Origin of the sequence: uncultured Roseovarius sp. (assembly GCF_963972555.1) — a bacterium.
In the GTDB taxonomy this organism is placed as follows: Bacteria; Pseudomonadota; Alphaproteobacteria; order Rhodobacterales; family Rhodobacteraceae; genus Roseovarius; species Roseovarius mucosus.
Genome location: NZ_CAXAUM010000012.1, coordinates 76,471 through 98,830 on the forward strand (window position 1 = coordinate 76,471; position 22,360 = coordinate 98,830).

At 64.8% G+C, this 22,360-nt stretch carries 18 protein-coding genes; 7 read left to right on the forward strand and 11 right to left on the reverse strand.

The genetic code is table 11. The features are described 5' to 3' along the window. Nucleotides 1–126: 126 nt before the first annotated feature. The 5 genes from AACZ65_RS12720 to AACZ65_RS12740 all read right to left on the reverse strand — a co-directional run bounded on the left by AACZ65_RS12720 (nucleotide 127) and on the right by AACZ65_RS12740 (nucleotide 5,794). Nucleotides 127–945, reverse strand: coding sequence for a trypsin-like peptidase domain-containing protein (locus tag AACZ65_RS12720; protein WP_339671400.1), 819 nt, complete (start codon nucleotides 943–945; stop codon nucleotides 127–129). After that, nucleotides 942–1,745 (reverse strand): trypsin-like serine protease, encoded by an 804-nt coding sequence (locus AACZ65_RS12725; RefSeq protein ID WP_037276656.1) that lies wholly within the window; start codon nucleotides 1,743–1,745, stop codon nucleotides 942–944. Before AACZ65_RS12725 ends, AACZ65_RS12720 begins: the two co-directional genes overlap by 4 nt. A gap of 65 nt (nucleotides 1,746–1,810) precedes the next feature. Then, nucleotides 1,811–3,133, reverse strand: coding sequence for a glycolate oxidase subunit GlcF (gene glcF, locus AACZ65_RS12730; protein ID WP_339671403.1), 1,323 nt, complete (start codon nucleotides 3,131–3,133; stop codon nucleotides 1,811–1,813). A 21-nt stretch (nucleotides 3,134–3,154) separates the two neighbouring features. Next, nucleotides 3,155–4,300, reverse strand: coding sequence for a glycolate oxidase subunit GlcE (gene glcE / locus AACZ65_RS12735; RefSeq protein ID WP_339671405.1), 1,146 nt, complete (start codon nucleotides 4,298–4,300; stop codon nucleotides 3,155–3,157). A gap of 60 nt (nucleotides 4,301–4,360) precedes the next feature. Then, the gene (locus AACZ65_RS12740) at nucleotides 4,361–5,794 is read right to left on the reverse strand and encodes an FAD-linked oxidase C-terminal domain-containing protein (RefSeq protein ID WP_339671407.1); all 1,434 of its coding nucleotides are present in this window, start codon (nucleotides 5,792–5,794) and stop codon (nucleotides 4,361–4,363) included. An 81-nt stretch (nucleotides 5,795–5,875) separates the two neighbouring features. Between AACZ65_RS12740 and AACZ65_RS12745 the strand changes: the two genes are divergently transcribed. Together AACZ65_RS12745 and AACZ65_RS12750 are read left to right on the forward strand one after the other, a co-directional pair. Then, a complete protein-coding gene (locus AACZ65_RS12745; protein ID WP_037276652.1) occupies nucleotides 5,876–6,595 on the forward strand; it encodes a DUF599 domain-containing protein in 720 nt (239 codons plus the stop codon). 35 nt (nucleotides 6,596–6,630) lie between these two features. Then, a complete protein-coding gene (locus tag AACZ65_RS12750; RefSeq protein ID WP_339671411.1) occupies nucleotides 6,631–6,984 on the forward strand; it encodes a hypothetical protein in 354 nt (117 codons plus the stop codon). Nucleotides 6,985–6,993: 9 nt separating this feature from the next. Here the strand turns inward: AACZ65_RS12750 and AACZ65_RS12755 are convergent, their stop codons facing one another. Genes AACZ65_RS12755 through AACZ65_RS12770 form a run of 4 tightly spaced genes read right to left on the reverse strand, consistent with a single transcriptional unit; the run spans nucleotide 6,994 to nucleotide 13,685 of the window. Continuing rightward, nucleotides 6,994–9,042 (reverse strand): hypothetical protein, encoded by a 2,049-nt coding sequence (locus AACZ65_RS12755; protein WP_339671412.1) that lies wholly within the window; start codon nucleotides 9,040–9,042, stop codon nucleotides 6,994–6,996. Next, nucleotides 9,039–11,795 carry a DUF4159 domain-containing protein gene (locus AACZ65_RS12760; protein WP_339671414.1) on the reverse strand — a complete coding sequence of 919 codons (2,757 nt, stop codon included), beginning with the start codon at nucleotides 11,793–11,795 and terminating at the stop codon, nucleotides 9,039–9,041. The genes AACZ65_RS12755 and AACZ65_RS12760 overlap by 4 nt, the downstream gene beginning before the upstream one ends. Further along, complete coding sequence (locus tag AACZ65_RS12765; protein WP_339671416.1) at nucleotides 11,792–12,676, reverse strand: DUF58 domain-containing protein; 885 nt, start codon at nucleotides 12,674–12,676, stop codon at nucleotides 11,792–11,794. Before AACZ65_RS12765 ends, AACZ65_RS12760 begins: the two co-directional genes overlap by 4 nt. Nucleotide 12,677: 1 nt before the next feature. Next, the gene (locus tag AACZ65_RS12770) at nucleotides 12,678–13,685 is read right to left on the reverse strand and encodes an AAA family ATPase (protein ID WP_339671418.1); all 1,008 of its coding nucleotides are present in this window, start codon (nucleotides 13,683–13,685) and stop codon (nucleotides 12,678–12,680) included. 69 nt (nucleotides 13,686–13,754) lie between these two features. On the opposite strand from AACZ65_RS12770, the gene AACZ65_RS12775 reads away from it, so the two are divergent. Further along, nucleotides 13,755–14,336: a DUF1285 domain-containing protein gene (locus tag AACZ65_RS12775; RefSeq protein WP_339671420.1), complete on the forward strand. Its 582-nt coding sequence runs from the start codon at nucleotides 13,755–13,757 to the stop codon at nucleotides 14,334–14,336. On the opposite strand, the gene AACZ65_RS12780 is transcribed toward AACZ65_RS12775, so the two are convergent. Next, nucleotides 14,333–15,967 carry a hypothetical protein gene (locus tag AACZ65_RS12780; RefSeq protein WP_339671422.1) on the reverse strand — a complete coding sequence of 545 codons (1,635 nt, stop codon included), beginning with the start codon at nucleotides 15,965–15,967 and terminating at the stop codon, nucleotides 14,333–14,335. The genes AACZ65_RS12775 and AACZ65_RS12780 overlap by 4 nt on opposite strands. After that, nucleotides 15,964–16,659 carry a thiamine diphosphokinase gene (locus tag AACZ65_RS12785; protein WP_339671423.1) on the reverse strand — a complete coding sequence of 232 codons (696 nt, stop codon included), beginning with the start codon at nucleotides 16,657–16,659 and terminating at the stop codon, nucleotides 15,964–15,966. The genes AACZ65_RS12780 and AACZ65_RS12785 overlap by 4 nt, the downstream gene beginning before the upstream one ends. 148 nt (nucleotides 16,660–16,807) lie before the next feature. On the opposite strand from AACZ65_RS12785, the gene AACZ65_RS12790 reads away from it, so the two are divergent. From AACZ65_RS12790 to AACZ65_RS12805, 4 genes are all read left to right on the forward strand, one after another. Next, the gene (locus AACZ65_RS12790; RefSeq protein ID WP_339671424.1) at nucleotides 16,808–18,826 is read left to right on the forward strand and encodes a hypothetical protein; all 2,019 of its coding nucleotides are present in this window, start codon (nucleotides 16,808–16,810) and stop codon (nucleotides 18,824–18,826) included. 142 nt (nucleotides 18,827–18,968) lie between these two features. Then, a complete protein-coding gene (locus AACZ65_RS12795; protein WP_339671426.1) occupies nucleotides 18,969–20,339 on the forward strand; it encodes a hypothetical protein in 1,371 nt (456 codons plus the stop codon). 93 nt (nucleotides 20,340–20,432) lie between these two features. Beyond that, nucleotides 20,433–21,719 carry an ABC transporter substrate-binding protein gene (locus AACZ65_RS12800; protein WP_339671428.1) on the forward strand — a complete coding sequence of 429 codons (1,287 nt, stop codon included), beginning with the start codon at nucleotides 20,433–20,435 and terminating at the stop codon, nucleotides 21,717–21,719. A 27-nt stretch (nucleotides 21,720–21,746) separates the two neighbouring features. After that, entirely contained in the window at nucleotides 21,747–22,358 is a 612-nt protein-coding gene (locus tag AACZ65_RS12805; RefSeq protein WP_339671429.1) for a hypothetical protein, read from the forward strand. The last annotated feature ends 2 nt before the right edge of the window (nucleotides 22,359–22,360 follow it).

Here is a 22,360-nt window from a genome sequence, read left to right on the forward strand (position 1 = left end):
TTGAGCGATACCGGATTGGTGCCTTCCCCTCTGGGGACAGGCAAACTGTCCGGCCCGTCACGCGGCACCGGAACGCTCTTGATTTGGGAAGTGCTCTGGCGGCTGTCAAGACCCCCACGCGCGCCCTCAGGGTCGCGCGAATTTCGCACCTGATGCGCCACCGCCGCCCACTGTTACCCGCCGAAACCCGGGATTGACCGCAACGCCCGGGGCCGACGCGGCGCGCAACTCCTGTTTCAGGCGCGCCACGATCTCGGGCAGGTCCATGCCATAGGCGCGGCTGTCGCCGCCGTCCCACTTGCCGCCGCTGACCAGCGAGAGGATGCGCGCGCGTCCGCCGTCCCGCGCGAAAACCGGCGCGCCGGAGGAGCCGTTGATCACCGCGCAATCAAAGCCCATGACCCCCTCGGACCGCCACAAGAGACCGCAATCACGCTGCCATGACGGGGCCTTGTCACGATCCCGGCCATAGGACACGACGCTCACACGCTGACCGGCGGCGGGGGCCGCGGCCAGGTGGAAGGGGGCCGCGAGCGCCGCTGGAATGGGGGTGGAAAGCTGCAAGAGCGCAACATCGCGCCGCACATTCTCGGCCTGCATCCCTGCCGCCGGATCATAGCCGGGGGCAACCGCATAGCGCGCCACACCCGCCTCTGCGATCACCACGCCATCGCGCAGCCCGGCGCGAAACTGGATGATGTCAGGCGCAATCCCTTGCCTTGCGCGGTCATAGACACAATGCGCCGCCGTCAGAACCTGATCGGGGGCAATCAGAACGCCCGTGCAATAGCCATCGCGCCCAAGGTCGACCCGCCCCACCGCCTCCCATCCAAAGAGATCGTCGCGATCGGTCAAGCGGATCAGGCCGCTGGTTTGCGCCGTGGCGCCTGACGTGGCAAACAGCAGCGCCGCGATGGCAGCAATCGTGACGCGCGCGCCGCTCATGGCTTGGCAAACTTTGCGCCGGTATCGCGGCGAATACCAGAGGTGAACATCTTGGGCGCTGCGTCCTGAAACACGCCTGCACCGCCATCGAGCGCCGCCTGCAAAACCCGGAGCGGATCGGTCAACTGCGTGCCCAGCGACACCTTGCGCCCCTCGACCTCGGCCATGGCCGACACCACCGACACGATGCGCGGCACCCCGCCTTCAAAGCTGAAGATCGGCGCACCGCTCGATCCGAAATCCACATCGCAGGACATGATCAGAACGCCATCCTGACGCGCCAGAACCTCACAGATGTTTTGCAGCGATGGCGCTTCGGATCGGTCCCGGGCATAGCTGACAACGCCGATCTTTTGCCCCTTGCGCGGGCGCTCGTCAGTCTCGAACGGGGTGACGCGCGTGTTTTTGATCGGATGGTGCAATTCCAGCAGCGCCACGTCATTGCGCACGCGCTCTGCGGTGACATCGGTCGCGGGGGCATAATCAGGATGAGTCACCGCGCGTCGAACCGAGCGGTAGGCCGCCGCGCGGCCATTGCGCCACCCGGCCATGAATTCGATCCGCGCCGGATCAATCCGCGCGCCGGTTTCCTTGTCAAAGAGGCAATGCGCCGCCGTCAGCACCAGATCGGGCGCCACCAACGCGCCCGTGCAGAACCCGCGCCCGGCCAGTTCGAGCCGCCCCACAGCCTCCCAGTCACGGGCCTCGTCGCCGACATCCAGACGATGCAGGCCACTGTCCTGCGCCATGGCCGCGCCTGCGACACAGGCGGATAAGAGAAAGGTGATGATGCGCCGCATGTGGTCTTTTTCCTGCTCAATCCACCTGCCGGATAGCAAGCGTTTTGGGCCAGATTATGACCGGATCAGCGCAGGATCGGAACCCCGGACATGCCTTGGGCCGCGCGGGTCATGGCCGGCGGCTTCGGCCCGCCCGTGGCCCAATCCAGCAACTCGACCGTGTGGACCACCGGAATTCCCGTGCCGGACCCGATCTGCATCATGCAGCCGATATTGCCCGCCGCGATCACATCGGGATTCTTCGCTTCCAGCGTTTTCACCTTGCGCGTCTTGAGCTGTTTGGAAATCTCGGGCTGCATCAGGTTGTAGGTGCCCGCCGAGCCGCAGCACAAATGGCTGTCCGCCGGTTCCACCACCGCGAACCCGGCCCGTTTCAAGAGGTCCTTGGGATAGGTCTTGATCTTTTGCCCATGCTGCAGCGAGCAGGCGGCGTGATAGGCGATCACCATCTCCTTGTCCTCGCCCTGCGGCAGATCAAGCTGCATCAGGATTTCGCTCACATCCATGGCGATGGCACTGACGCGCGCGGCATCTGCTGCCAGCGCCTCGTGCCGGAACATATGACCATAATCCTTGACCGTGGTGCCGCAACCGCTGGTGTTGATGACGATGGCGTCAAGACCAGCGCCATCCATCTCACGCGCCCAGGCCTTGATGTTCTTGGCCGCCGTTGCGTGGCTCTCGTCGGTCTTGCCCATGTGATGCGTTAGCGCCCCGCAACAGCCCGCTCCTTCGGCCACCACCACCTCGCAGCCCAGTCGCGTGAGCAGGCGGATCGTGGCATCGTTGATATCGGTGTTGAGCGCGCGCTGCGCACAGCCCGTCATCAACGCCACCCGCTTTTTCCGCGCGCCCTGCGGCGCAAAGCTCTGCGGGTCGTCATTTCGACTGACGGGCGGCACCTGTTTCGGGGCCATCTCCAGCATCGCGCGCAGCCGCGCATCGGGCATCAACCGCGCAAAAGGCCGGCCGATCTTGGCCCCCAACAGTGCCACCCGGAACCGCATCGGATAAGGCAGGATACGCGCCAGGATCCAGCGCAGCACGCGATCCCCCAGGGGCCGCTTGTAGCGCTCTTCAATATATTCCCGCGCCTGATCCACCAGATGCATGTAATGCACGCCCGAGGGGCAAGTGGTCATGCAGGCCAGACAGGACAGGCAACGATCAATATGCTTGACCGTCTTGGCATCCGGCACGCGGTCATTTTCCAGCATGTCCTTGATGAGGTAAATCCGCCCCCTCGGGCTGTCCAACTCATCCCCCAGCACCTGATAGGTCGGGCAGGTGGCGGTGCAGAATCCGCAATGCACGCAAGAGCGCAGGATCTCGTTGGCGCGGGCAATCTTGGGATTTTCAAGCTGTTCGGCGGTAAATTCGGTTTTCATCTGTTGCTACTTTCGCGCCTTTCAAACGGCTGCACCCGTGGCCATCAGGCCGGGGTTCAAAATTTGTCTTGGGTCGAATTTCTGGCGCAATCCCGCCTGCAATGCCGCCACCGGCGCAGAGAGCGGATGAAACACGCCTTGGCTGCGGTCGCCACGGATCAACGTGGCATGGCCGCCGCGTGCGGCAACGGCGCTGCGGATTCTTGCGGCATTCAGGCCCGATCCCTGGGCCGCCAGAACCCAGATCAGCCCCCCACCCCAATCATAGAACGCCTCTGCTCCGGGCAGGTCGGCCACGACCCCCGGCGCGTCGGTGGGCTTGACCGACAAGCGCCAGACGTCGCCCGCCCGCTCCTGAAACGGGCCAACGTCGCGGATATGCGCCCAATGCGCGGCGGTCTTGTCCGTATCCGCCTCGAAGGTCCAAGTGCCAAATTCAGCCAAGAGCCGTATCAGCGCCTCGGCGCGGTAGGCCACCGAATTCTCAAAGCCTTCGAGCCGGATCATCGTCACCGGCGCCCTCGTCGGTCCCGCTTGCAGATGGGCCACCCCCGTCACCTCGTAGGGAGAGGCCAGCGCCCGACAGAGCGCCGTTACGGCCGACGAATCGCTCAGCCCTTCGATCCGCAGCATCCCCATGCTGCGGGGGCGCGGCAGCACCTTGAGCGCCACTTCGGTCAGAACCCCCAGCGTGCCGTAACTGCCTGCCATCAGCTTGACCAGATCATAGCCGGTGACGTTCTTCATCACCCGCCCACCGTTCTTGACGATCTGCCCGCGCCCATCGACAAAACGCACACCCAGCAGGAAATCGCGGCAGGCCCCGGCCTGAATCCGGCGCGGCCCGCTGACATTGGCGGCAACGACACCGCCAATCGTGGGCGTGCCGGTTGTGCCCAGCAATCCCCGGTGATCCATCGGCTCAAAGGCCAGGCGCTGCCCCTCCGCGGCCAGCGTTGCCTCGATCTCGGCAAGCGGCGTGCCGGCCTGCGCCACCAGCGTCAGCGCGCCGGGCTCGTAGAGCGTGATCCCACGCAATGCGGCCGTGCTCAGCCGCGCCCCATTCGATGGCGCGCCCAGCGGGCGCGTGCCGCCCCCTTCGATGCGCAAGGGGGCTTCGGCCCCCCGGATGATCTCGGCAAGCTCTGCCTCGGTGTTGGGTGTCATGCTGCTTCTTCTTGGTCAAAATACTCATTGCTCCGGGAGCATGGCCCCCGGTCGGGTCGCTCAGGCCACGCGCCGCGCGTCAGAGGACGCCAGCGGAAAGACCTTGGCCGGGTTGAGCAGCCATTTGGGATCGAACACGTCCTTGATCGCCATCTGCGCCTCCAGATCCTCCGGGGCATATTGATGGGTCATCAGATCGCGCTTTTCGATGCCCACCCCGTGTTCGCCGGTGAGGCATCCCCCCACCTCGACGCAAAGCTTGAGGATTTCAGACCCCAGTTCTTCGCAAAGTTCCAGATCGCCGGGCTTGTTGGCATCAAAGAGGATGAGAGGGTGCATGTTGCCGTCACCTGCGTGGAACACATTGGCCACGCTCAGCCCGAATTGCGCGGACAGCTCGCCAATCCGCTTGAGAACATGCGGCAATTGGCTGACCGGGATGGTGCCATCGAGGCACATATAGTCGTTGATCTGCCCCATCGCGCCAAAGGCCGATTTGCGGCCCAGCCAGATCGCGGCGCTTTCCTCGGGCGAGCGGCTCTGGCGGAATTCCACCGGGTTGTGGCGCCGTGCGATCCCCTCGATCAGGCCCAACTGCTCGTCGATCTCGGCATCCGAGCCTTCGACCTCGACGATCAGCAGCGCCTCGCACATGGGATAGCCCGCCTTGGCGAAATCCTCGGTCGCCTCGATACAGGGGCGGTCCATGAATTCGATCGCCACCGGCAGCACGCCCGCCTTGATGATGTCGCTCACGCAGGCGCCTGCGACCTCGTTGCTGTCAAAGGCGATCAGCACGGGGCGCGCGCCCTCAGGCTTGCGCAGGATGCGCAGCGTGGCCTCGGTCACGACGCCCAATTGCCCCTCGGAGCCGCAGACGATCCCCAGGAGATCGAGCCCCTCCGCATCAAGATGCGCGCCGCCCAATTCCACAACGGTGCCATCCATCAGCACCATGGTCACGCCCATCAGGTTGTTGGTGGTCACGCCATATTTGAGGCAATGCGCCCCGCCCGAATTCATCGCGACATTGCCGGCAATGGCACAGGCCAGCTGGCTGGAGGGATCGGGGGCGTAGAAAAATCCGTGTTCCTCGACCGCGCCGGTGACACTCAGGTTGGTGCGCCCGGTCTGCACGCGAATGAAACGGTTGTCGTAATCGGTCTCCAACACCGCGTTGAGCCGCGCCACCCCGAGGATGACACTATCCGCCGTGGGCAGGGCCCCGCCGGCAAGCGACGTCCCCGAGCCTCGTGGCACCACCGGCACGCCCATCTCGTGACAGATGCGCAGCGCCTCCGACACCTCTTGGGTCGACCCCGGCAGGATCGCCACCAGCGGCGCGCATTTATAGGCGGTCAGAGCGTCGCATTCATAGGCGCGCGTTTCGGCCGGGTCGGAAATCACCGCATCAGCGGGCAGAACTTCGCACAGACGCTCCACCAATTCGGCCTTGCGCGCCATAATCTCTGGCCGGGGGATGGGCATTTCCATGAGAATTCCTCCTGATTGGTAATAAAATATAACCAATTTTTGCATCTGGCAAGTCAAACCTTGCAAGGATAGCTTGCACCCATGATTTGGATGGATCAACTGACACATTTCAGCACGCTTGATGCCCTCGCCTTGGGCGGATTGGTGCTGGGCTGGCTTGGTCTTGGTCTCTTGATCGAAAACCCACCCCGCGCGCGGCCTTCAGTTACGAAACTGATGGCGCAGTATCGGCGCGAATGGATGGTCCAGATGGTCGCCCGCGACGCGCGCATCTTTGACGCGCAGCTCTTGGGAAGCTTGCGGCAGGGCACCGCCTTTTTCGCCTCAGCCACGCTCATCGCCATCGGTGGCGCCTTGGCGATGCTGGGTGATCTCGAGCGGGTGATGGGCATCGCCGACGATCTGACCCCCGCGACCGGGCCGGTCATCGTCTGGGAGGTCAAGATCCTCGTGATCCTCGTCTTTCTCGCCAATGCTTTTCTCAAATTCGTTTGGTCCAATCGGCTCTTTGGCTATTGCGCCGTGATCATGGCCGCCGTGCCCAATGACCCCGGCGATGCCGCCGCCCTGCCGCGCGCTCAAAAGGCGGCAGAGATCAACATCACCGCCGCACGCGGCTTCAACCGGGGTCTGCGGGCGATTTATTTCGCGCTCTCGGCGGCGGCCTGGCTCTTGGGGCCAGAGGCGCTGATCGGGGCCACGGGGATCACATGCCTGATGCTGCTGCGCCGCGAATTCGCCTCACAATCGCGCGCGGTGCTGCTCCAACCTGATCGACCCGACGAGAACACACATACGTGAGTGTTTTTTGCGCGAGACTGGGCTAATCTCTGCACATGAGATGTTTGTGCCTTGTCCTCGCCCTTGTCGCCGACCCCGTTGCTGCGGATGAACCCGAAATTCTCGGCGTGCAACTCGACAAGACCGGCGGCGCTTGGACAGTCGCGGTCACGGTCCTGCATCCCGACACCGGCTGGGGTCACTATGTTGACGGGTGGGAGGTTCTGGACGCGGCGGGAAATAGGCTGGGCTATCGCCTGCTGCATCACCCGCATGTCGAGGAACAGCCCTTTACCCGATCGCTCCCTTCGCTGACCCTACCAGAAGGCACGCAAGAGGTGTTCGTCCGGGCGCATTGCTCGGTGGATGGCTGGAGCACCACGCCCTTTCGCGTCGAATTGCGGCCCTGAGCCCGACGTTTATCGCCGCCCCTCGCGCAGCCATCCCCCAAGGATCAGCCCCGATACCAGCAGCAGCACCAGCCAGGGCGGCAGAATGGCCATCTGCCGCAGGCTCTGGGTTTCATAGGCCCCACGCGGTGTGATCCCGATCCAGCCGCGCCCGGCGGCAGGGCGCCCTTCGCGCACCGCACGGATCGCGGGCATACCGTCCTCCAGCGCCCAGACGCCGCCGTTGGTCGCATCAATCTCCGGCTGTAGCGCCTCGGCACTCGCAATCGTGCGCTCGAATTCGACCGGCGCGGCGGGGCCAAGGCCAATGACCGCGCTTTGATCGCCGTTCTCCAGGCGATAGAGCCCGATTTCCGGCCCGTCGAACAGCGTCTCGAACCGGCCCGGCGATACCTCTTGCAAGGGCCGCTCGATCACATCGCCCGAGGGCGTGGTTATGGTGACGGGGCCGACATCTTCGGTCAGAGAGCGGCGGATCACGCGCATCTGCTGACCCGTGGCCTCTGCCCAGAGTGCCTCTTCCTCCAGCTCGGGTTCCTTCATCATCCAATGCGCCAGGCGCCGCAGGAGTTCGAGCTGCGGCCCGCCGCCCTCGAATCCGCGCCCCCAGAGCCAGGCATGATCCGAGGCCAAGAGCGCCACGCGCCCCTCGCCCACCCGGTCAAGCAGCAGCAAAGGCCGGTCACCGACCCCGGACATCACGACATCGCCCGCCGACTGCATGACCTCCACCTGCCTGAGCCAGCGGCCCCAATCCCCGTCAAACTCCTGGGCCAGCCCTGCCGTGACCGGATGCCGCTCGCCCAGGTCCGTGACCTTGGGCAGATAGCCTTCCTCGACCACACGCGCGGTGGGACGCGCTGGGATAATCGCTTCGAACGGACCGCGATAAATGCTCTCCGGCCCGGCGAAATCCGGGCCCGCCGCAAACAGAACCGCCCCGCCATTCTCGACATATTGGCGGATATTCTCGAGATAGACGTTCGGCAGAATACCCCGCCGCCGATACCGGTCAAAGATGATCAGATCGAAATCATCCACCTTTTCAAGAAACAGCTCGCGCGTGGGAAACGCGATCAATGACAATTCCCGCACCGGCACGCCGTCCTGTTTCTCGGGTGGGCGCAGAATGGTGAAATGCACAAGGTCAACCGAACTGTCGGATTTCAGCAGGTTGCGCCAGGTGCGCGTGCCGGGATGGGGCTGGCCGGAGACCAGAAGAACGCTCAGCCGGTCGCGCACACCGTTGATCTGCACCAGCGCGGTGTTGTTGCGATCCGTCAACTCGCCGGGTGCTTCGGGGGTGGTGAATTGCAGCACGTTGCGCCCGCCATGCGGCAAGACAAGAGGCAGGGTGATTTCCTCCCCCAACGGCACCTCGAAGCGGCGCGACTCGGCCCCGTCCACGGAAATATCAAGCGGCACAGTGGTCACGCCCGCAGGGGCCGTGCCCTCATCCGTGACGGTCAGGGTCATTTGCACCTCTTCGCCGAGAATGGCAAAGGCAGGCGCATTGTCGATCCTGAGCCGCCGGTCCCAATCTCCCTCGCGGCCCGTGTGCAAGAGGTGCAGCGGCGCGGGAATATCCGGTGCCCGCTCGACATCGTGAATACGCCCGTCCGAGAGCAGGATGACCCCGGCAATGCGGCCCAGCGGCACTTCGGCCATCGCCTGTGCCAGCGCGGTCATCGCCTGCGTGCCGCCATTCTCGGGGGCATCCGGCACCCGCACGCGGCGCACCTCTGTATTGCCGCGCGCCTCGAGCCTTGCCGTCAGATCATCGGCGGCCTCGGCCGTGCGCGTGGCGCGATCCGCCAATCCCTGACTGGCGCTTTCATCCTCGACGATCAGCACGATGTCACTGAGGGGATTGCGTTCCTCTTGCTGATAGGCCGGGCCCATCAGGGCCGCGAGGATCACCAGCCCGGCCAGCGCCCGGAGCGGCCAGCCCGCCAGCCCGCGCCAGAGCGCCAGCCCCAAACCTGCCAGCACCAGCGCCCCAAGCGCCGCAATAAGCCAGAGCGGCAAGAGAGGATCGAACACCACGCTGCCGGTCATTGGCCCAACCTGTCGAGAAGGGCGGGCACATGCACCTGATCGGATTTGTAATTGCCGGTCAGCACATGCATCACCAGATTGACGCCAAAGCGATAGGCCAGTTCCCTCTGCCGCTCGCCAGCATAGCCGCGCCCCACTGGAAACATCGGATCGCCCCGCTCGTTCACCGCCCAGGCCGAGGCCCAGTCATTGCCACCGATCACCACCGGCGTCACCCCGTCATTGAGGTTGCGAAACGGCATGCCCTCGATCTGTTCGGCATCGGGCGGGGCCGCCTCGACCCAGACCGGCCGGCCAGCATAGCGCCCCGGAAAATCGGTCAATAGATAAAAGGTCCGCGTGAGCACATGATCCTCTGGCACGGGTTCCAGCGGTGGAATATCCAGCGGGGCCGCGATCCGCTGCAACCTTGCGCCATTTGGCGTCGCCGCACCGAACCCGGCAACATCGGCGTCGCGCGTGTCAAACAGGATGAGGCCGCCGTTGCGCAGATAGTCGTTGAGCTTGACATAGGCCTCGGCCGAGGGCGTCGGCTGATCGGCACTGATGGGCCAGTAGAGGATCGGGTAAAAGGTGAGGTCGTCACGTTCGAGATCGACGGCGATCGGCTCTGCCGGTTCAACGGAGGTGCGGAAATTGAGCACCTGACCCAAGCCGCGCAGCCCGGCGCGCGCGGTATCATCCAGCCGGGCGTCGCCTGTGATCACATGGGCGAGGGCCAGTTCCTGAGTTGCGAGAAGCGCGCGCGCATCATCCTGCGCCCGCGCCTCGGGCACGGGCCCGAGGCTGAGCGCGAGGGCAAGCATCGCCACCGCCCGCGCAGGCCAGAGCCGCCCGGAGAGCGCGAGGGACGCCAGAATATCGGCGGTCAGCAGCATCAGGGCCGCAGCCAGCAGCCAGCCGCCCAACGGTGTTTCGGGCGCACGCTCCAGCCCCTCGACCGGCACGCGCGCGGGCCATGCCACCGGGCTGAGCGCGGTCTCGGCCGCGATCACGTTGCGCGCTACGCTGCGCTCTGGCCCCTCGTAGAGGCCGGGCCAGAGATCGGGGCCAAGCGGGGCCGACAAGAGCCGCTCGCCCGCCACACCGGGACGCGTGTCCGCATCCGTCAGTCGCCCGAACCCGTCCAGCACCTGCGCCGGTTGCCAGGTCGTGCCCGCCAGTTCCGCCGCATCGGGCGGGGCCATGGCGGACGAAACCGCCAGCCGCTCCAGCATCTGCACGAAGAGGCCCGAGAGCGGCAGGCTCGACCATTCGGCATTGGCGGTGACATGGAAGAGCACCACCTGCCCCGCCCCGATCCGTTTGCGCGTGACCAGCGGGGTGCCATCGCTCAGTTGCGCGATCACCCGGTCGGCCAAGGTTGGATCAGGTTGTGCCATCACCTGTGCGCTGACGGTCACATCATCCGGAATGCTCAGGCCCTGAAACGGGCTGCCCTCGACAAAGGGGGCCAGCGTCTTGGGTTCGCCCCAGGACATTGCGCCGCCCACCGTGCGCCCGCCCGCACGCAGGCGCACCGGCATCAGCGGGTCTTCTTCGCTGCGCGAGACATCGCTTGCGGCCACGCGCGGCCCGGCAAAACGCAGGAGCATCCCGCCCTTGTCGGCCCAGTCGAGCAAGGCCGCCTGTTCCGCGCCCGAAAGCGTCGCCACATCGGCTAGCACGATCACATCGGGATTGGCGGGCAGCACATCCATCAGCCCCCCGTCCAATAGGTCCGCCGTGGGGCTCAGCGCCTGTTCGAGGTAATGCAACGGCGACAGCAGTTCGAGACCTTCACGATCGTCGCGCCCCGCGATCAGCGCCACTTCGCGCCGTTTCAGCCCGTCATCGGTGAGGGAAACGGCCCCTGCCTGCGCCTCGCCTGCGATTTCGAACCGGGTGACACGGGCGCGCAATTCGGGCGGCAGGGACAGTGCACCTGTCGCCTCAAGCGCGCCCTCGTCAAAGGTCATCGGCAGGGTGGCGAGCACCCGCGACACCCCGGCAGGATCAAGCCCATGGGCATTGACCGCAATCTCGCGCAGCGGCCCCGGCACGGCCCGCAACGCGCGCAATTGGATTTGCCCGTCTTCCAACGTCGGCGGGGTCAGCGCAAGCACGGCGCGCGGGCTTTCATGCACGGTGACAGGGCCGCGCGCCTCGAGCGCCTCAATAAGCGGTGCGCGCCCCTCTGCGGCCAGCCCGTCAGAGAACCAGCGCGTTTCAAACGCGCTCTCGCCCAGAAGGTCCACGGCGCGGGCCATCCCCTCTGGCGTCACGGGCCACGGCGCGGGGATCAGCCCCGGCACCCGCGCGCGCAGACTGTCCGCGGCCTGAAACACCGGTGCTTGCGGGTCGCTGAGTTGCATCAGCGCCGCAGGCCGCCCATCGCGCCCCGCCTCTGCCAGCATCGCGTCAACCACCGCCGTTTGCGCAGCCCAGTCGCGGGCGCTGGCCCAACTGCCATCCATGAGGATCAAAAGCGGACCGGTGGCCCGCGCCGTGCCCTCGTCGCGCGGATTGAGCACTGGCCCCGCCAGCCCCACGATCACCGCCGCCACCGCCAACATCCGCAGCAGCAAGAGCCACCACGGCGTGCGGTCGCTGACGTGATCCTCGTCCCGCAGACCCAAGAGCAGGGCCACGGCGGGAAATCGCCGCCGGATCGGCGCAGGCGGCACGGCGCGCAGGATGATCCACAGGATCGGCAAGGCCACAAGCGCCCATAAGAGCCACGGGACGGCAAATCCGATGGGGCTCAGGATCATGCGCTCCCCCCGCCCGCCATCGCCCCATGCAGCCACAAGAGCGCCGATTGCGCGCTCTCGCCGGTATGGTGACAGCCATAGCGCCAGCCGGTTGCCTGACAGAGCGCGTCGAGCGCGTCTTTGCGTTCCGCCAGACGCTCCAGATACCGCGTGCGCAGATCGCCGGCCTTCAGGGTCTCATGGGCGATTGTGCCACCCACACTCTCGAAAATGGTGCGGCCGGTGTAGGGAAACGCCTCTTCGGCGGGGTCCAGCACCTGATAGAGCAGCCCGCGCACGCCCCGATCCGCCGCCGCCGTCAGCGCGTCGCGCAGAGGCGCCAGATCGCCCATGAAATCCGAAATCAAGAGCGCGCGGCCATGCGGGATCAGGCCCGACATATCGGGGGATGCGTAATCCTCGGCGCTCTCTTGCATCAGCGCCGTGGCCAGTCGCGCCACCTGCATCTCGCCACGACGGGGCGGCAGGGTGCCGCCGGTGAGGCCCACCCGTTCGCCGCCGCGCACAAGCAATATGGCCACCGCAAGCGCCAGGAGCCGCGCGCGATCCGCCTTTTCGGGCAGACCCTTGTCACTGGCAAAGCGCATGGAGGCTGCGGGATCGACCCAGAGCATCACGCTTTGCGCGATTTGCCATTCCCGTTGCCGCACGAATTGCACGTCTGACCGCGCAGAGCGGCGCCAGTCGATCATGCGGCGGCTGTCGCCGGGTTGCACCGGGCGATATTGCCAGAAATCATCGCCCGCCCCTGCCCGCCGCCGTCCATGCTCGCCCAAGAGCACCGTGCGCGCGAGCAGTTCCGCCTGCGCCAAAAGGGGCGGCAGGCGGCTTGCTTCGGCCTCGGCGCGGGGGCGCAGGGGGGAGAGGGCGAGATCGGCCATCTCAGGCAGCGGCCTGCACGCGGGTCACATCCTCGACCGTGCGGGCAATCAACGCGGCCAAGCTCTCGCCCCGCGCGCGCGCCGCGAAATTGAGCGCCATCCGGTGGCCCAGCACCGGCTGCGCCATGGCCGCCACGTCGCTGGCATCGGGCGCAAGCCGCCCTTGCAGCATCGCCCGCGCCCGCACCGTCAGCATCAGCGCCTGCGCCGCGCGCGGCCCCGGCCCCCAGGCCACGCTCGCGCGGACCGCATCGGCAGCGCTTGCATCCTCGGGGCGGCAGGCGCGCACCAGATCGAGAATCGCCTCCATCACCTTTTCGCCCACCGGCATCCGGCGCAGCATCTGCTGCGCGGCGATCAACTCGTCCGGGGTAAAGACGCCATGCGCCGCCTCTTCCGTGGCGCCCGTGGTCGCCAAAAGGATCGCGCGCTCGGTGTCGCGGTCCGGATAGGGCACCTCGATCTGCACGAGAAAACGATCCAACTGCGCCTCGGGCAGCGGATAGGTGCCCTCTTGCTCGATCGGGTTTTGCGTTGCCAGAACGTGAAACGGCGTGCCCAGCGGGCGGCTGACACCGGCCACCGTTACGGTGCGTTCCTGCATCGCCTGCAACAGTGCGGATTGTGTGCGCGGACTGGCGCGGTTGATCTCATCGGCCATCAGGAGCTGGCAGAACACCGGCCCTTCGATGAACTTGAAGGCGCGTTTGCCATCCTCGGCGGTTTCGAGAACCTCGCTGCCCAGAATGTCGGCGGGCATCAGGTCTGGCGTGAATTGCACCCGGTTGGTGTGCAGGCCCATGACCGTGCCCAAGGTCTCGACCAGGCGCGTCTTGCCCAGACCGGGCAGACCGATCAAAAGGCCATGGCCCCCGCACAAAAGCGCCGACAAGGACAGGTCGACAACCCGTTCCTGCCCGATGAACCGCCGGGTGATCGAGGCCCGCGCTTGGGCCAATTTTCCCTCGAGCGCCTCGAGACCGGCCAAGAGATCAGTGTCATCGGTCATGGAAAAACTCCCGTCAAACCTATATCGTCCCCTATGAGTGTATAGCTTGGGACAGAAATGGCAAAAGCAATGAGCAAAGATTCCGTCACAAGCCCGTCAGCCGAGGGACTCGCCGCATCCGCGCGCGCGGTACGGGCCAAGAGCAAGGGGCTGCCGCCCGTGCATTTGTGGAATCCGCCGTTTTGCGGCGATCTGGACATGCGGATTGCGCGGGATGGCACGTGGTTCTACCTTGGCACCCCCATTGGGCGGCCCGAATTGGTGCGGCTTTTCTCCACCATCCTGCGCCGCGATGGCGACGCTTATTTTTTGGTCACTCCGGTTGAAAAGGTCGGGATCACCGTCGATGACGCGCCTTTCGTGGCCTTGGATTTCGAATCCGACGGCACCGGCGCGGCGCAAAACCTGCGGTTTGAAACCAATGTCGGCGACCATGTGACCGCCGGCCCCGATCACCCGATCCGCGTCACCCGCGATCCCGAAACCGGAGAGCCGTCACCCTATGTGCTGGTGCGCGCCAATCTTGAGGCGCTGATCGACCGCAAGAGCTTTTACCGCCTCGTGGATATTGGCGACCGGCACGAGGGGTGGTTCGGTCTCTGGTCCGGTGGCCAGTTCTTTCCGGTGATCCCAGAGGCGGAGTTGCCCTAATCCCGGCTCCTCAGCGGTGAGCGTTGAATGACGACCACGGTCAAGAGCGGCAGGCCGACAGTGACTGCCGTGACCGTGATCAGGAGCAGTCCCAAGGCGCTGTAATCCGCCAGGGTGGTGATCTGGCCCGTGGCGGCATCCCGCACCTCGCGCGTCACCACAAAGACCTCGTTGAGATATTTGGTGAGCAGCGAGCTTGCCGAGAGGGCGAGATTGGTGAAGGACGCCATCACGGCAAAGAAGGTGGCCTTGAGATTCTCCGGCGCGTTGCGCGCGATCCAGGCCAGCATCGGGATCATGGCGACCTGCCCCAAGGGCGATTCTATGGCCGTATCAAGGATTGCGATGAAGCGGGCATCGACGATGCCGCCTGTCATGGCCGCCGTCACCTCTTGCACCCCGTAATAGAGCCCGATGTTGGGCAGGGACAGAACACCCCCCGCCAGCGTCAGCAGCACCACGATATAGACAATGCTGCGATGCGCCATTAGCGGCCTCAGGATCACCATCCCCACCAGCGTCAGAACAGAGGTGATGAGCGACAGCACCGACAGAAACTGTTGGTCGAACGCCAAAAGGTCGATAGAAAACCATGTATAGCCATCGCCCGGACGCGGCGTGGCGCGAAACATGAAGATGATCACCGCCGTGCCCACCAGCGTGCGCGCCTGCGCCACCGGCAGCACCGCCACAAGCTGTCGCATGAGCAAGAGCACGATCGCCATGGACCCGGCAAAGATGATCTCTTGCCCATAGGCGATGTCGCTCAGTCCAATGCTCAGAGACAGCGCCACGAACCCGGCCCCGCCGATGAAATACCACGGGTTTGCGCGCGTTTCTTTGCCCGGACGCTCGAAAAGCGTGTCCGCCTCCGCCTCGCTCAGCCCGGTTTGGCGCAGCCCCCGGCGCAGGCGGTGTTTCTGCCAGGCAGCCAACAGCACCCCCGACACCGACACCAGCGGAATCGACAGGGCCGAGAGGTAGATCAGCGCGTAGGTCGCGCGCTTGGCATCCGGTCCCAGATCCTCGATGCCCGCGAACATGTAGATATTGAGCGCCGCCACCGCGAGCGTGCCGGAAATCAGCGCAAAGCGCCCCAGCGTCTGCATCGTTGTATGCAGCGCCCGCGCCGTATCCACGTCAATTGCCCGCCCCTCTGCGTCAAAGCGCGGCACCGCCTCGACCGACATGGCATCGGCCACCGCATCCTGAATGACCAGCCCGCAAGGCGCCAGAATGTAAGAGGTGACATACCACGCCCCCATGGGCATGATCGCCACCATCGCCTCGGTCTGGGTGAGCAGCAGATACATGATCAGCACCGACAGCCCGATCAGCCCGGCGCCGAGATAGATCAACAGCCATTTCCATCGCCAGATGATGTCGACGAGATGCCCCAGCGGCATCTTGAGCGCCCAGGGCAAGCCCGCCCAGAAGGCCAGCCCCGCCAGATAGGCCGCCGAGAGATCGAGATATTCTTTCACGAAGAATGTGCCGACGATCATCGTCAGCCCGGAAAACCCGGCGGCGAAATAGACCATCAGGGGCGGCAAGAAGGTCCAGCGCATTTGCCGAACCAGGTCAAAGACCACCGCATCGGCCCAGGTCGTCAGGCGCTGTGTCAGGGTCATGCGCGCTCGCTCCTTCTCGCGGCATCGGGCCAGTGGGCAATCGTTGCACGCAACGCTGCCATTGTGATGTCGAGCATCTCAACCGGCAGGATCACCAGCATTTTGGGCGCTGTCACCACCAGATGCACCGGCCCAAGTGCCGCGTTCGAGGTGGCAATACGCCCATCCGGCGCAAGATTGAGCCCGCCAATCGGCCATTTCAGCCCTTGCGACACCCCCTCGACCGCGCCCATCGGGAAAAGCGAGACGCGGCAGCCCTCTGGCAGCGGCAGGTTGAGCGAGGGCGGGCAGAGAAACATCAAATCCCGCGCGCCCAAGAGAATACAGCGCTGCCAGGGATGGCGCGCCAGCGCGGTGCAGGCTGCCAGTTGGTGATCCATCCGGTCCCCGCAGAACCCAAGGCCTAGAATGAGCGGGGCCGCAATCGCGCCCAGGCATTTCTCGAAATCCGTCGTATCCTGATCGGGGTCAGGATATTGCGCGGCATCGGGGATCGTGGCGCGGGCCGACTGCGAAATACTGTCGAAATCGCCGATCACCGCCTGCGGGGTGATGCCATGCGTCAGCGCGGCATCGGCCCCGCCATCCGCGGCGATCACGATCCGGGCAAGTCTGAGCGCGTGGTCAACCTGTCCCTCAGGCAGAGAGGCCCCACCGATCAGGATCACCGGTTCTGTTTCGCGAACAATCATCAAATTTACCTGTTATCGTTGCGTTAACGTACCTGATGTCACATTCTGAACACGAAATGATACGGTAAAAATCTAAGAATCGGGCCGCTTTGGTCTATGGCGTCATGGTAAACCCTGTCTTTGCAGGCAAGCAAAGCGAGCGCATATTATGGTTGGTTCAAACAAGATACTGACGGTCTCCTACGGCACATTCTCGTGCACGTTGGAAGGTTTTGACGATTCATTTGATACGATGAAGGCGATTGCGGAGTATTTTCGCGATCTGGCGGCGGATGACCGGTATTTCGGAGCAGAGCCGCCAACCCCCGATGCCGAGATGCTGGCGCGCATCGCCGAGCGGGAAATCGCCCGGCGAGTCGAGGCGCATGAGGAGCGTGGCAAGATCGTGCTGCGCGCCGCGAGCGAACAAGCGGCGATGCACACCCCGCTTGTGGCCCCCGCCCCGGCGCCTCAGGTGACACCGGAACCGGAACGCCCCGAATCCGCGCCCGAAATGACCCAAATCGCCCCCGCGCCACAGGTTGTGGCCGAGGCAGCACCGGAAATGGTCGATACCGACGAGACCGCGCAAGAGCTTGCAAACCTGCCCGAAGAGACTGTCGCAGAGGTTCCAGAGACCGTCGCAAGCGAGGCCCCCGACCAGCCTGAGGGGCTGGAACAAGAGCCGCGCATCGCGCCGGCAGCGCTGGCACCGGACAGCGAAAGCATCGCCGCCAAGCTCAGCCGCATCCGCTCGGTCGTGGCGCAGGAGGCCGAAACCGCCGACGCCGAGTATTCCGAAGACGAGCACGCGCAGGATTTCCTCGACACGGTCGCCGAGGACCTGAGCGCCGTTCTGGCCGAGGATGACCGCGCCGAGAGTGCAGAAATCGACGATGCCGAAGAGGACGTGGACTTCGACGCAATCCTGTCCGCCGCGCCCATTGCGACGCCCGCGCCACAAGAGGTGCTGGCCGAGCAGGAGCCAGAGGCAGAAGAGACCGGAGCCGACGACTTTGAGGATACGTTGGCCGCTCTGATGGCAGACGCCACACCGACCGACACCGAGACCAACCATGCACCCGAGACGACACCGGAAACCCCGCCCCTCGCCCGCGTGATCAAGGTCAAGCGCGCCGAGTTTGAGGCCGCCGTGGCCGAGGGTATCTTTGAAGAAGACGAGGACGAAGACGACGATTTCGACGACGACGACGACGACAACCTCTTTGACACTGAAAATGCCATCCTCAGCCCCGAGGAAGAGGCCGAGTTGCAGCGCGAACTGGCCGAGGTCGAGGCAGAATTGGCCCTCGAGGATGCCATAACATCAGATCCAGAGCCTGAGGCAGAGGTCACCGCGCAGGCGGCAGAGGATGACGAGCAGCCGGATGCGGCCGAGGATACCGCAGCAGAGGCGGAACCGATCCCGCCGGTTGCCGCAGATCAGGATGACCTCGAAGACGAGGATGACGTCGCCGCCACGTCCGTGCAGGAACAGGAAACGCGGCGCTTTGAAGGTGCCGCCGCGTCCAACGATCTCACGCGTATCTTCGACAAGACCGACACCCAGCTTGACGCCCCTGCGTCCAGCCAGCGCCGCAATGCGATCCAGCATCTGCGCGCCGCCGTGGCGGCCACCCGCGCGGAACATAACGCCGGATCCACACTGCGCGAGAACGTCGATGATGCCCCCTACCGCAGCGATCTGGCCAGTGTCGTGCGCCCGCGCCGCCCGCAGATCGCCACACCCGCCGAGCGTTCGGCCCGCCCCGAAGAAAGCCGCCCCGCGCCGCTCAAACTGGTGGCGGAACAGCGGATCGACACGCCGCGCGCGCCCATTCGCCCGCGCCGCATCTCTGCTGCCGACCTCGAGGTGGATATCGCTGAACAGTCCAAGGAAGGCAGCTTTATTGCCTTTGCCGAGGAAATGGGCGCAAACAGCCTGCCCGACCTGCTCGAGGCGGCGGCGGCCTATCTCTCGGATATCGAGGGCCGCCCGCAATTCTCGCGCCCGATGCTGATGGGCAAGCTCAAGGAAGTCGAGCAAGAGCGCTTTTCGCGCGAGGATGGCTTGCGCTCCTTTGGGCAATTGCTGCGTCAGGGCAAGCTGCAAAAGCTGGCCGGCGGGCGCTTTGCCGTGACCGAAGAAACCGAATTTCGCGCGACAGGCCGCCGCCACGCGGGCTGAGCGCAACGCCATTGTATGGTGAAGGGTAACGCCCCCGCGCCTCTGGTGCGGGGGTTTTCGTATCTCTGGGGCGATTTGTCCCTTTCGCGCACCCCGGGGAAAGGTCAGACTCTCAGGGGTTGGGAAAATCGGGGACGGGCGCATGCGCGCAATCATGCTGGGCGGGATGTTTCTGGCGCTGACGGCGGGGGCGGTCTGGGCACATGCGGGCGAACAGGGGTTTGTCCTCTTGCTGCCCACCAATGTCTACATCGCCGCCGGGAGCGTTACCGTGGCGCTGACCGTGGCGCTCTTGGCCGTTCTGCCGGGGGGATTTGCCGAAACGCTGTTCCGGCCCATCGCACTATTTCGCCTGCAATTACCTGTTTTCATGCGATATTTCCTTAATTTCGCAGTGACCGTCCTGCTGGGTTGGCTCGTGTGGCGCGGGCTGAGGGGCCCGGGCGATCCGGGGGTCAATCCCCTGCCTCTGACAATCTGGGTGGTGTTCTGGATTGTGCTGGTCACGCTTCAGGGTTTGGTGGGCGATCTCTGGCGCTGGATCAATCCCTGGGTGGGTGTGGGGGCCCTGTTGCGCCGCCTCACGGACATGCGCGCGCCGCTGCGGTATCCGCGCGCCCTGGGATACTGGCCTAGTGTCGTGGGGTTCCTTGCGTTTTGCGGGTTCCTCATGGCCGATCCCGCCCCCACGGATCCGGGTCGGCTGGCGGTGGTGGTGGGATTCTACTGGTATGCGATGCTGAGCGGAATGGTGCTCTTTGGCCCTGCCTGGCTGGTCCGAGGCGAAGCGATCACGGTGCTGATGCGGCTCTATTGCCGGGTTTCTTTCATCGGATTTTCAAAAGGTTACATATCCGCAGGGCTATCCGGGTGGCAGATATTGACCGGACCAAGGGCCAGTCTGGGATTGGCGGTTCTGTGCCTCATCCTCTTGGGATCAGGCAGCTTTGACGGGATGAACGAGACCTTTCTCTGGCTCGGTCTGCTGGGAATCAACCCGTTGGAGTTTCCGGGGCGCTCGGCGGTCATTCTCCCCAATTTTCTAGGCCTTCTGGCATCCAACGCAGCCCTTATAGGGGTGTTTGCCGGCGCCCTCTGGCTGGGCGAGCGGCTGGCGGGGGGGCAACCGCGCCCCTTGCGGGGGCTGTTCTGCCTTTATGCGCCCACCATTCTGCCCATCGCGCTGGCCTATCATATCGCCCATTACCTCACGGCGTTTCTGGTGGATGGACAGTATGTTCTGGCTGCCTTCGCGCGGGCGCTGGGCCTTGCATCGCACCCGATTTCCGCCGGGTTCCTGAATACGCCCGGCCCGGTCAAGAGCATCTGGATGACACAGGCGGGGGCGGTTGTTACGGGTCACGTGATCGCCCTTTTGCTGGCACATGCGCTGGCGATGCGCGCGGGTGACGGGCGGCGGCGTGCGGTGCTGGGTCAGGTGCCGCTCGCCCTCTTCATGGTGGCGTATACGGTCTTTGGCCTCTGGCTGCTCGCCACACCGCGCGGGGCGTGACATGTAAGCGCTGGACAACCCCAAGGGGGTTGCGCAAGGTGTGCAGGTGCGGCATTTGCCCTCTGACTGCGACTGATCTCTGGAGGATGCGCGATGAATACCTCGAAACCTGGCCAGAAAACCGGCATCACGCGGCGCGGGGCGCTGGTGGGCGGTGTCGCGGCGGCGAGCCTGCCGCTTTGGGCGCGTTACAGCCATGCGCAGACCGCCGCGCCCATCAAGATCGGCTTTCAGGTGCATCGCACCGGCATCGGGGCCGCCTATGGCCGCTGGTATGACCGCACCACGCAGGCGGCGGTCAAGCTGATCAACGAGGGTGGCGGCATCAATGGCCGCATGGTCGAGATCGTGGCTGAGGATGACGGCACCGACCCCAAGCGCGGCGCCGAGGTGGTCGAGAAATTCGCCAATCAACATGGCTGCGACATCGGCTTTGGCACGCTCTTCAGCCATGTCGTGATCGGCTCTGCGCCGCGCGCGGGCGAGTTGAAGCTGCCGTATTTCGTGGTCTCCGAGGGGCATCACGTCGCCTCTGGCATGCTCAACCGCTACACGCTGCAACCGGGCATCACCGATGTGAAGAGCCAGGTTCAGGCGATGGCCCCCTATGTGGCGGCCAATCTGGGCAAGAAGGTCACGATGGTGTTCCCGGATTTCGCCTTTGGCCATGATCACCGGGATTTCTTTACCCAAGCGATCGAGGCGCAGGGCGGCGAGGTGCTGGCGCATATCGCGATCCCGCCATCCGAGACATCCTTTACCAAGTATTTCCCCAAGATCCCGCGTGACACCGAGGTGCTCTATCACGTCATGGTCGGGCCCGCCGTGCTGACATTCGTCAAGGAACTGGGCGAGTTCTTTGGCGGGCAGGGTCCGGCGCTCTTTGGCTTTATCGACAGCCTGGAAGCGGTAGCGATTGACAGCCCCGGTCTCGAATTTCTCGAAAACAGCTATTTCTGGGAAGGGATGTGCCGCGACCAGCAAGCGGATCAGAGCGAATATGAAACCGCCTATCGCACGGCGGTGGGGGTCAATGAACACGGTGCATCGGTCAGTGATCCGCGCGACGTGGCCACCTATGCGCATATGTTCGGTTGCTGGGAAACGCTGCATGTGATCAAGGCGGGGATGGAGGCGGCAGGCTATACCGGGCCGCAGGACCGCGCCGCGCTGATCGAGGCGGTCGAGGCGATGACTACCCTGCCCGAGAGCCTGGCGCATCCGCAGGGCGACAAGATTTTCAACGGCAAGACGCATCAGGTCTTTGGCCATCAGAATATCAGTCGGGTCGAGGGCGGAAAACTGGTGCGCGTGCATCGCACCTCGATCGAGGATACGCTCTATCCCGATGAGGTGGATTACACGGCTCAGCCGCTGTGAGACGGGTTTGACAAACGGGGCGATAGCGTGAAGCGGAGGCTAGTTCTATTAGGTCTGGCGTCGTCGGTTCTGGCGGGGTGCGGCGCGCCGCCCCCACCGCCCGAGGCCGAGGATGTGACGCGCCTTGCTGCGGCGATCCTTGACCTTGGGCCGCAGGTAGACCCGGAAGAGGCGGCGCGCGCCGCGCGCATCTCCTATGAACACAGTCACCGCCTTGCGCTGGAATACGAGATCACCGATCCGCCCATCGTGCATAACACCAAGGTCAACATGGGTCTGAAACCACGCGGCCTGTGCTGGCATTGGGCGCGGGACATGGAGGACCGGCTCAAGCTCGAGAATTTCCAGACGCTCGATCTGCACCGCGCCGTGGCCAATGCCGACAACGCCTTTCGCTTGGAACACAGCACCGCGGTCATCAGCGCCAAGGGCGACAGTTTTCGCGAGGGGATCGTTCTGGACCCCTGGCGCAAGGGCGGGCGGCTGACCTGGGCGCCCGTGGCCTGGGACAAGGACTATACCTGGGAGCCACGCAACGAGGTGGTCGCCCGCGCGCTGGAACGCAAGCATGGGCAGATCGTGACCCTGACCGAGGATGACCGCATCCTGATGGGCGGTCTGGAGTTCGCCGCGCAATGACG

What these genes read in the sequence shown, in the direction of transcription:
- AACZ65_RS12780 (WP_339671422.1), bottom strand. Translation starts at nt 15,967, where the DNA reads ATGACCCTGACACAGCGCCTGACGACCTGGGCCGATGCGGTGGTCTTT.
- AACZ65_RS12750 (WP_339671411.1), top strand. Translation starts at nt 6,631, where the DNA reads ATGAGATGTTTGTGCCTTGTCCTCGCCCTTGTCGCCGACCCCGTTGCT.
- AACZ65_RS12740 (WP_339671407.1), bottom strand. Translation starts at nt 5,794, where the DNA reads ATGGAAATGCCCATCCCCCGGCCAGAGATTATGGCGCGCAAGGCCGAA.
- AACZ65_RS12790 (WP_339671424.1), top strand. Translation starts at nt 16,808, where the DNA reads ATGGTTGGTTCAAACAAGATACTGACGGTCTCCTACGGCACATTCTCG.
- AACZ65_RS12725 (WP_037276656.1), bottom strand. Translation starts at nt 1,745, where the DNA reads ATGCGGCGCATCATCACCTTTCTCTTATCCGCCTGTGTCGCAGGCGCG.
- AACZ65_RS12800 (WP_339671428.1), top strand. Translation starts at nt 20,433, where the DNA reads ATGAATACCTCGAAACCTGGCCAGAAAACCGGCATCACGCGGCGCGGG.
- AACZ65_RS12745 (WP_037276652.1), top strand. Translation starts at nt 5,876, where the DNA reads ATGATTTGGATGGATCAACTGACACATTTCAGCACGCTTGATGCCCTC.
- glcF (WP_339671403.1), bottom strand. Translation starts at nt 3,133, where the DNA reads ATGAAAACCGAATTTACCGCCGAACAGCTTGAAAATCCCAAGATTGCC.
- AACZ65_RS12760 (WP_339671414.1), bottom strand. Translation starts at nt 11,795, where the DNA reads ATGATCCTGAGCCCCATCGGATTTGCCGTCCCGTGGCTCTTATGGGCG.
- AACZ65_RS12765 (WP_339671416.1), bottom strand. Translation starts at nt 12,676, where the DNA reads ATGGCCGATCTCGCCCTCTCCCCCCTGCGCCCCCGCGCCGAGGCCGAA.
- AACZ65_RS12720 (WP_339671400.1), bottom strand. Translation starts at nt 945, where the DNA reads ATGAGCGGCGCGCGCGTCACGATTGCTGCCATCGCGGCGCTGCTGTTT.
- AACZ65_RS12775 (WP_339671420.1), top strand. Translation starts at nt 13,755, where the DNA reads ATGAGCAAAGATTCCGTCACAAGCCCGTCAGCCGAGGGACTCGCCGCA.
- AACZ65_RS12770 (WP_339671418.1), bottom strand. Translation starts at nt 13,685, where the DNA reads ATGACCGATGACACTGATCTCTTGGCCGGTCTCGAGGCGCTCGAGGGA.
- AACZ65_RS12755 (WP_339671412.1), bottom strand. Translation starts at nt 9,042, where the DNA reads ATGACCGGCAGCGTGGTGTTCGATCCTCTCTTGCCGCTCTGGCTTATT.
- glcE (WP_339671405.1), bottom strand. Translation starts at nt 4,300, where the DNA reads ATGACACCCAACACCGAGGCAGAGCTTGCCGAGATCATCCGGGGGGCC.
- AACZ65_RS12795 (WP_339671426.1), top strand. Translation starts at nt 18,969, where the DNA reads ATGCGCGCAATCATGCTGGGCGGGATGTTTCTGGCGCTGACGGCGGGG.
- AACZ65_RS12785 (WP_339671423.1), bottom strand. Translation starts at nt 16,659, where the DNA reads ATGATTGTTCGCGAAACAGAACCGGTGATCCTGATCGGTGGGGCCTCT.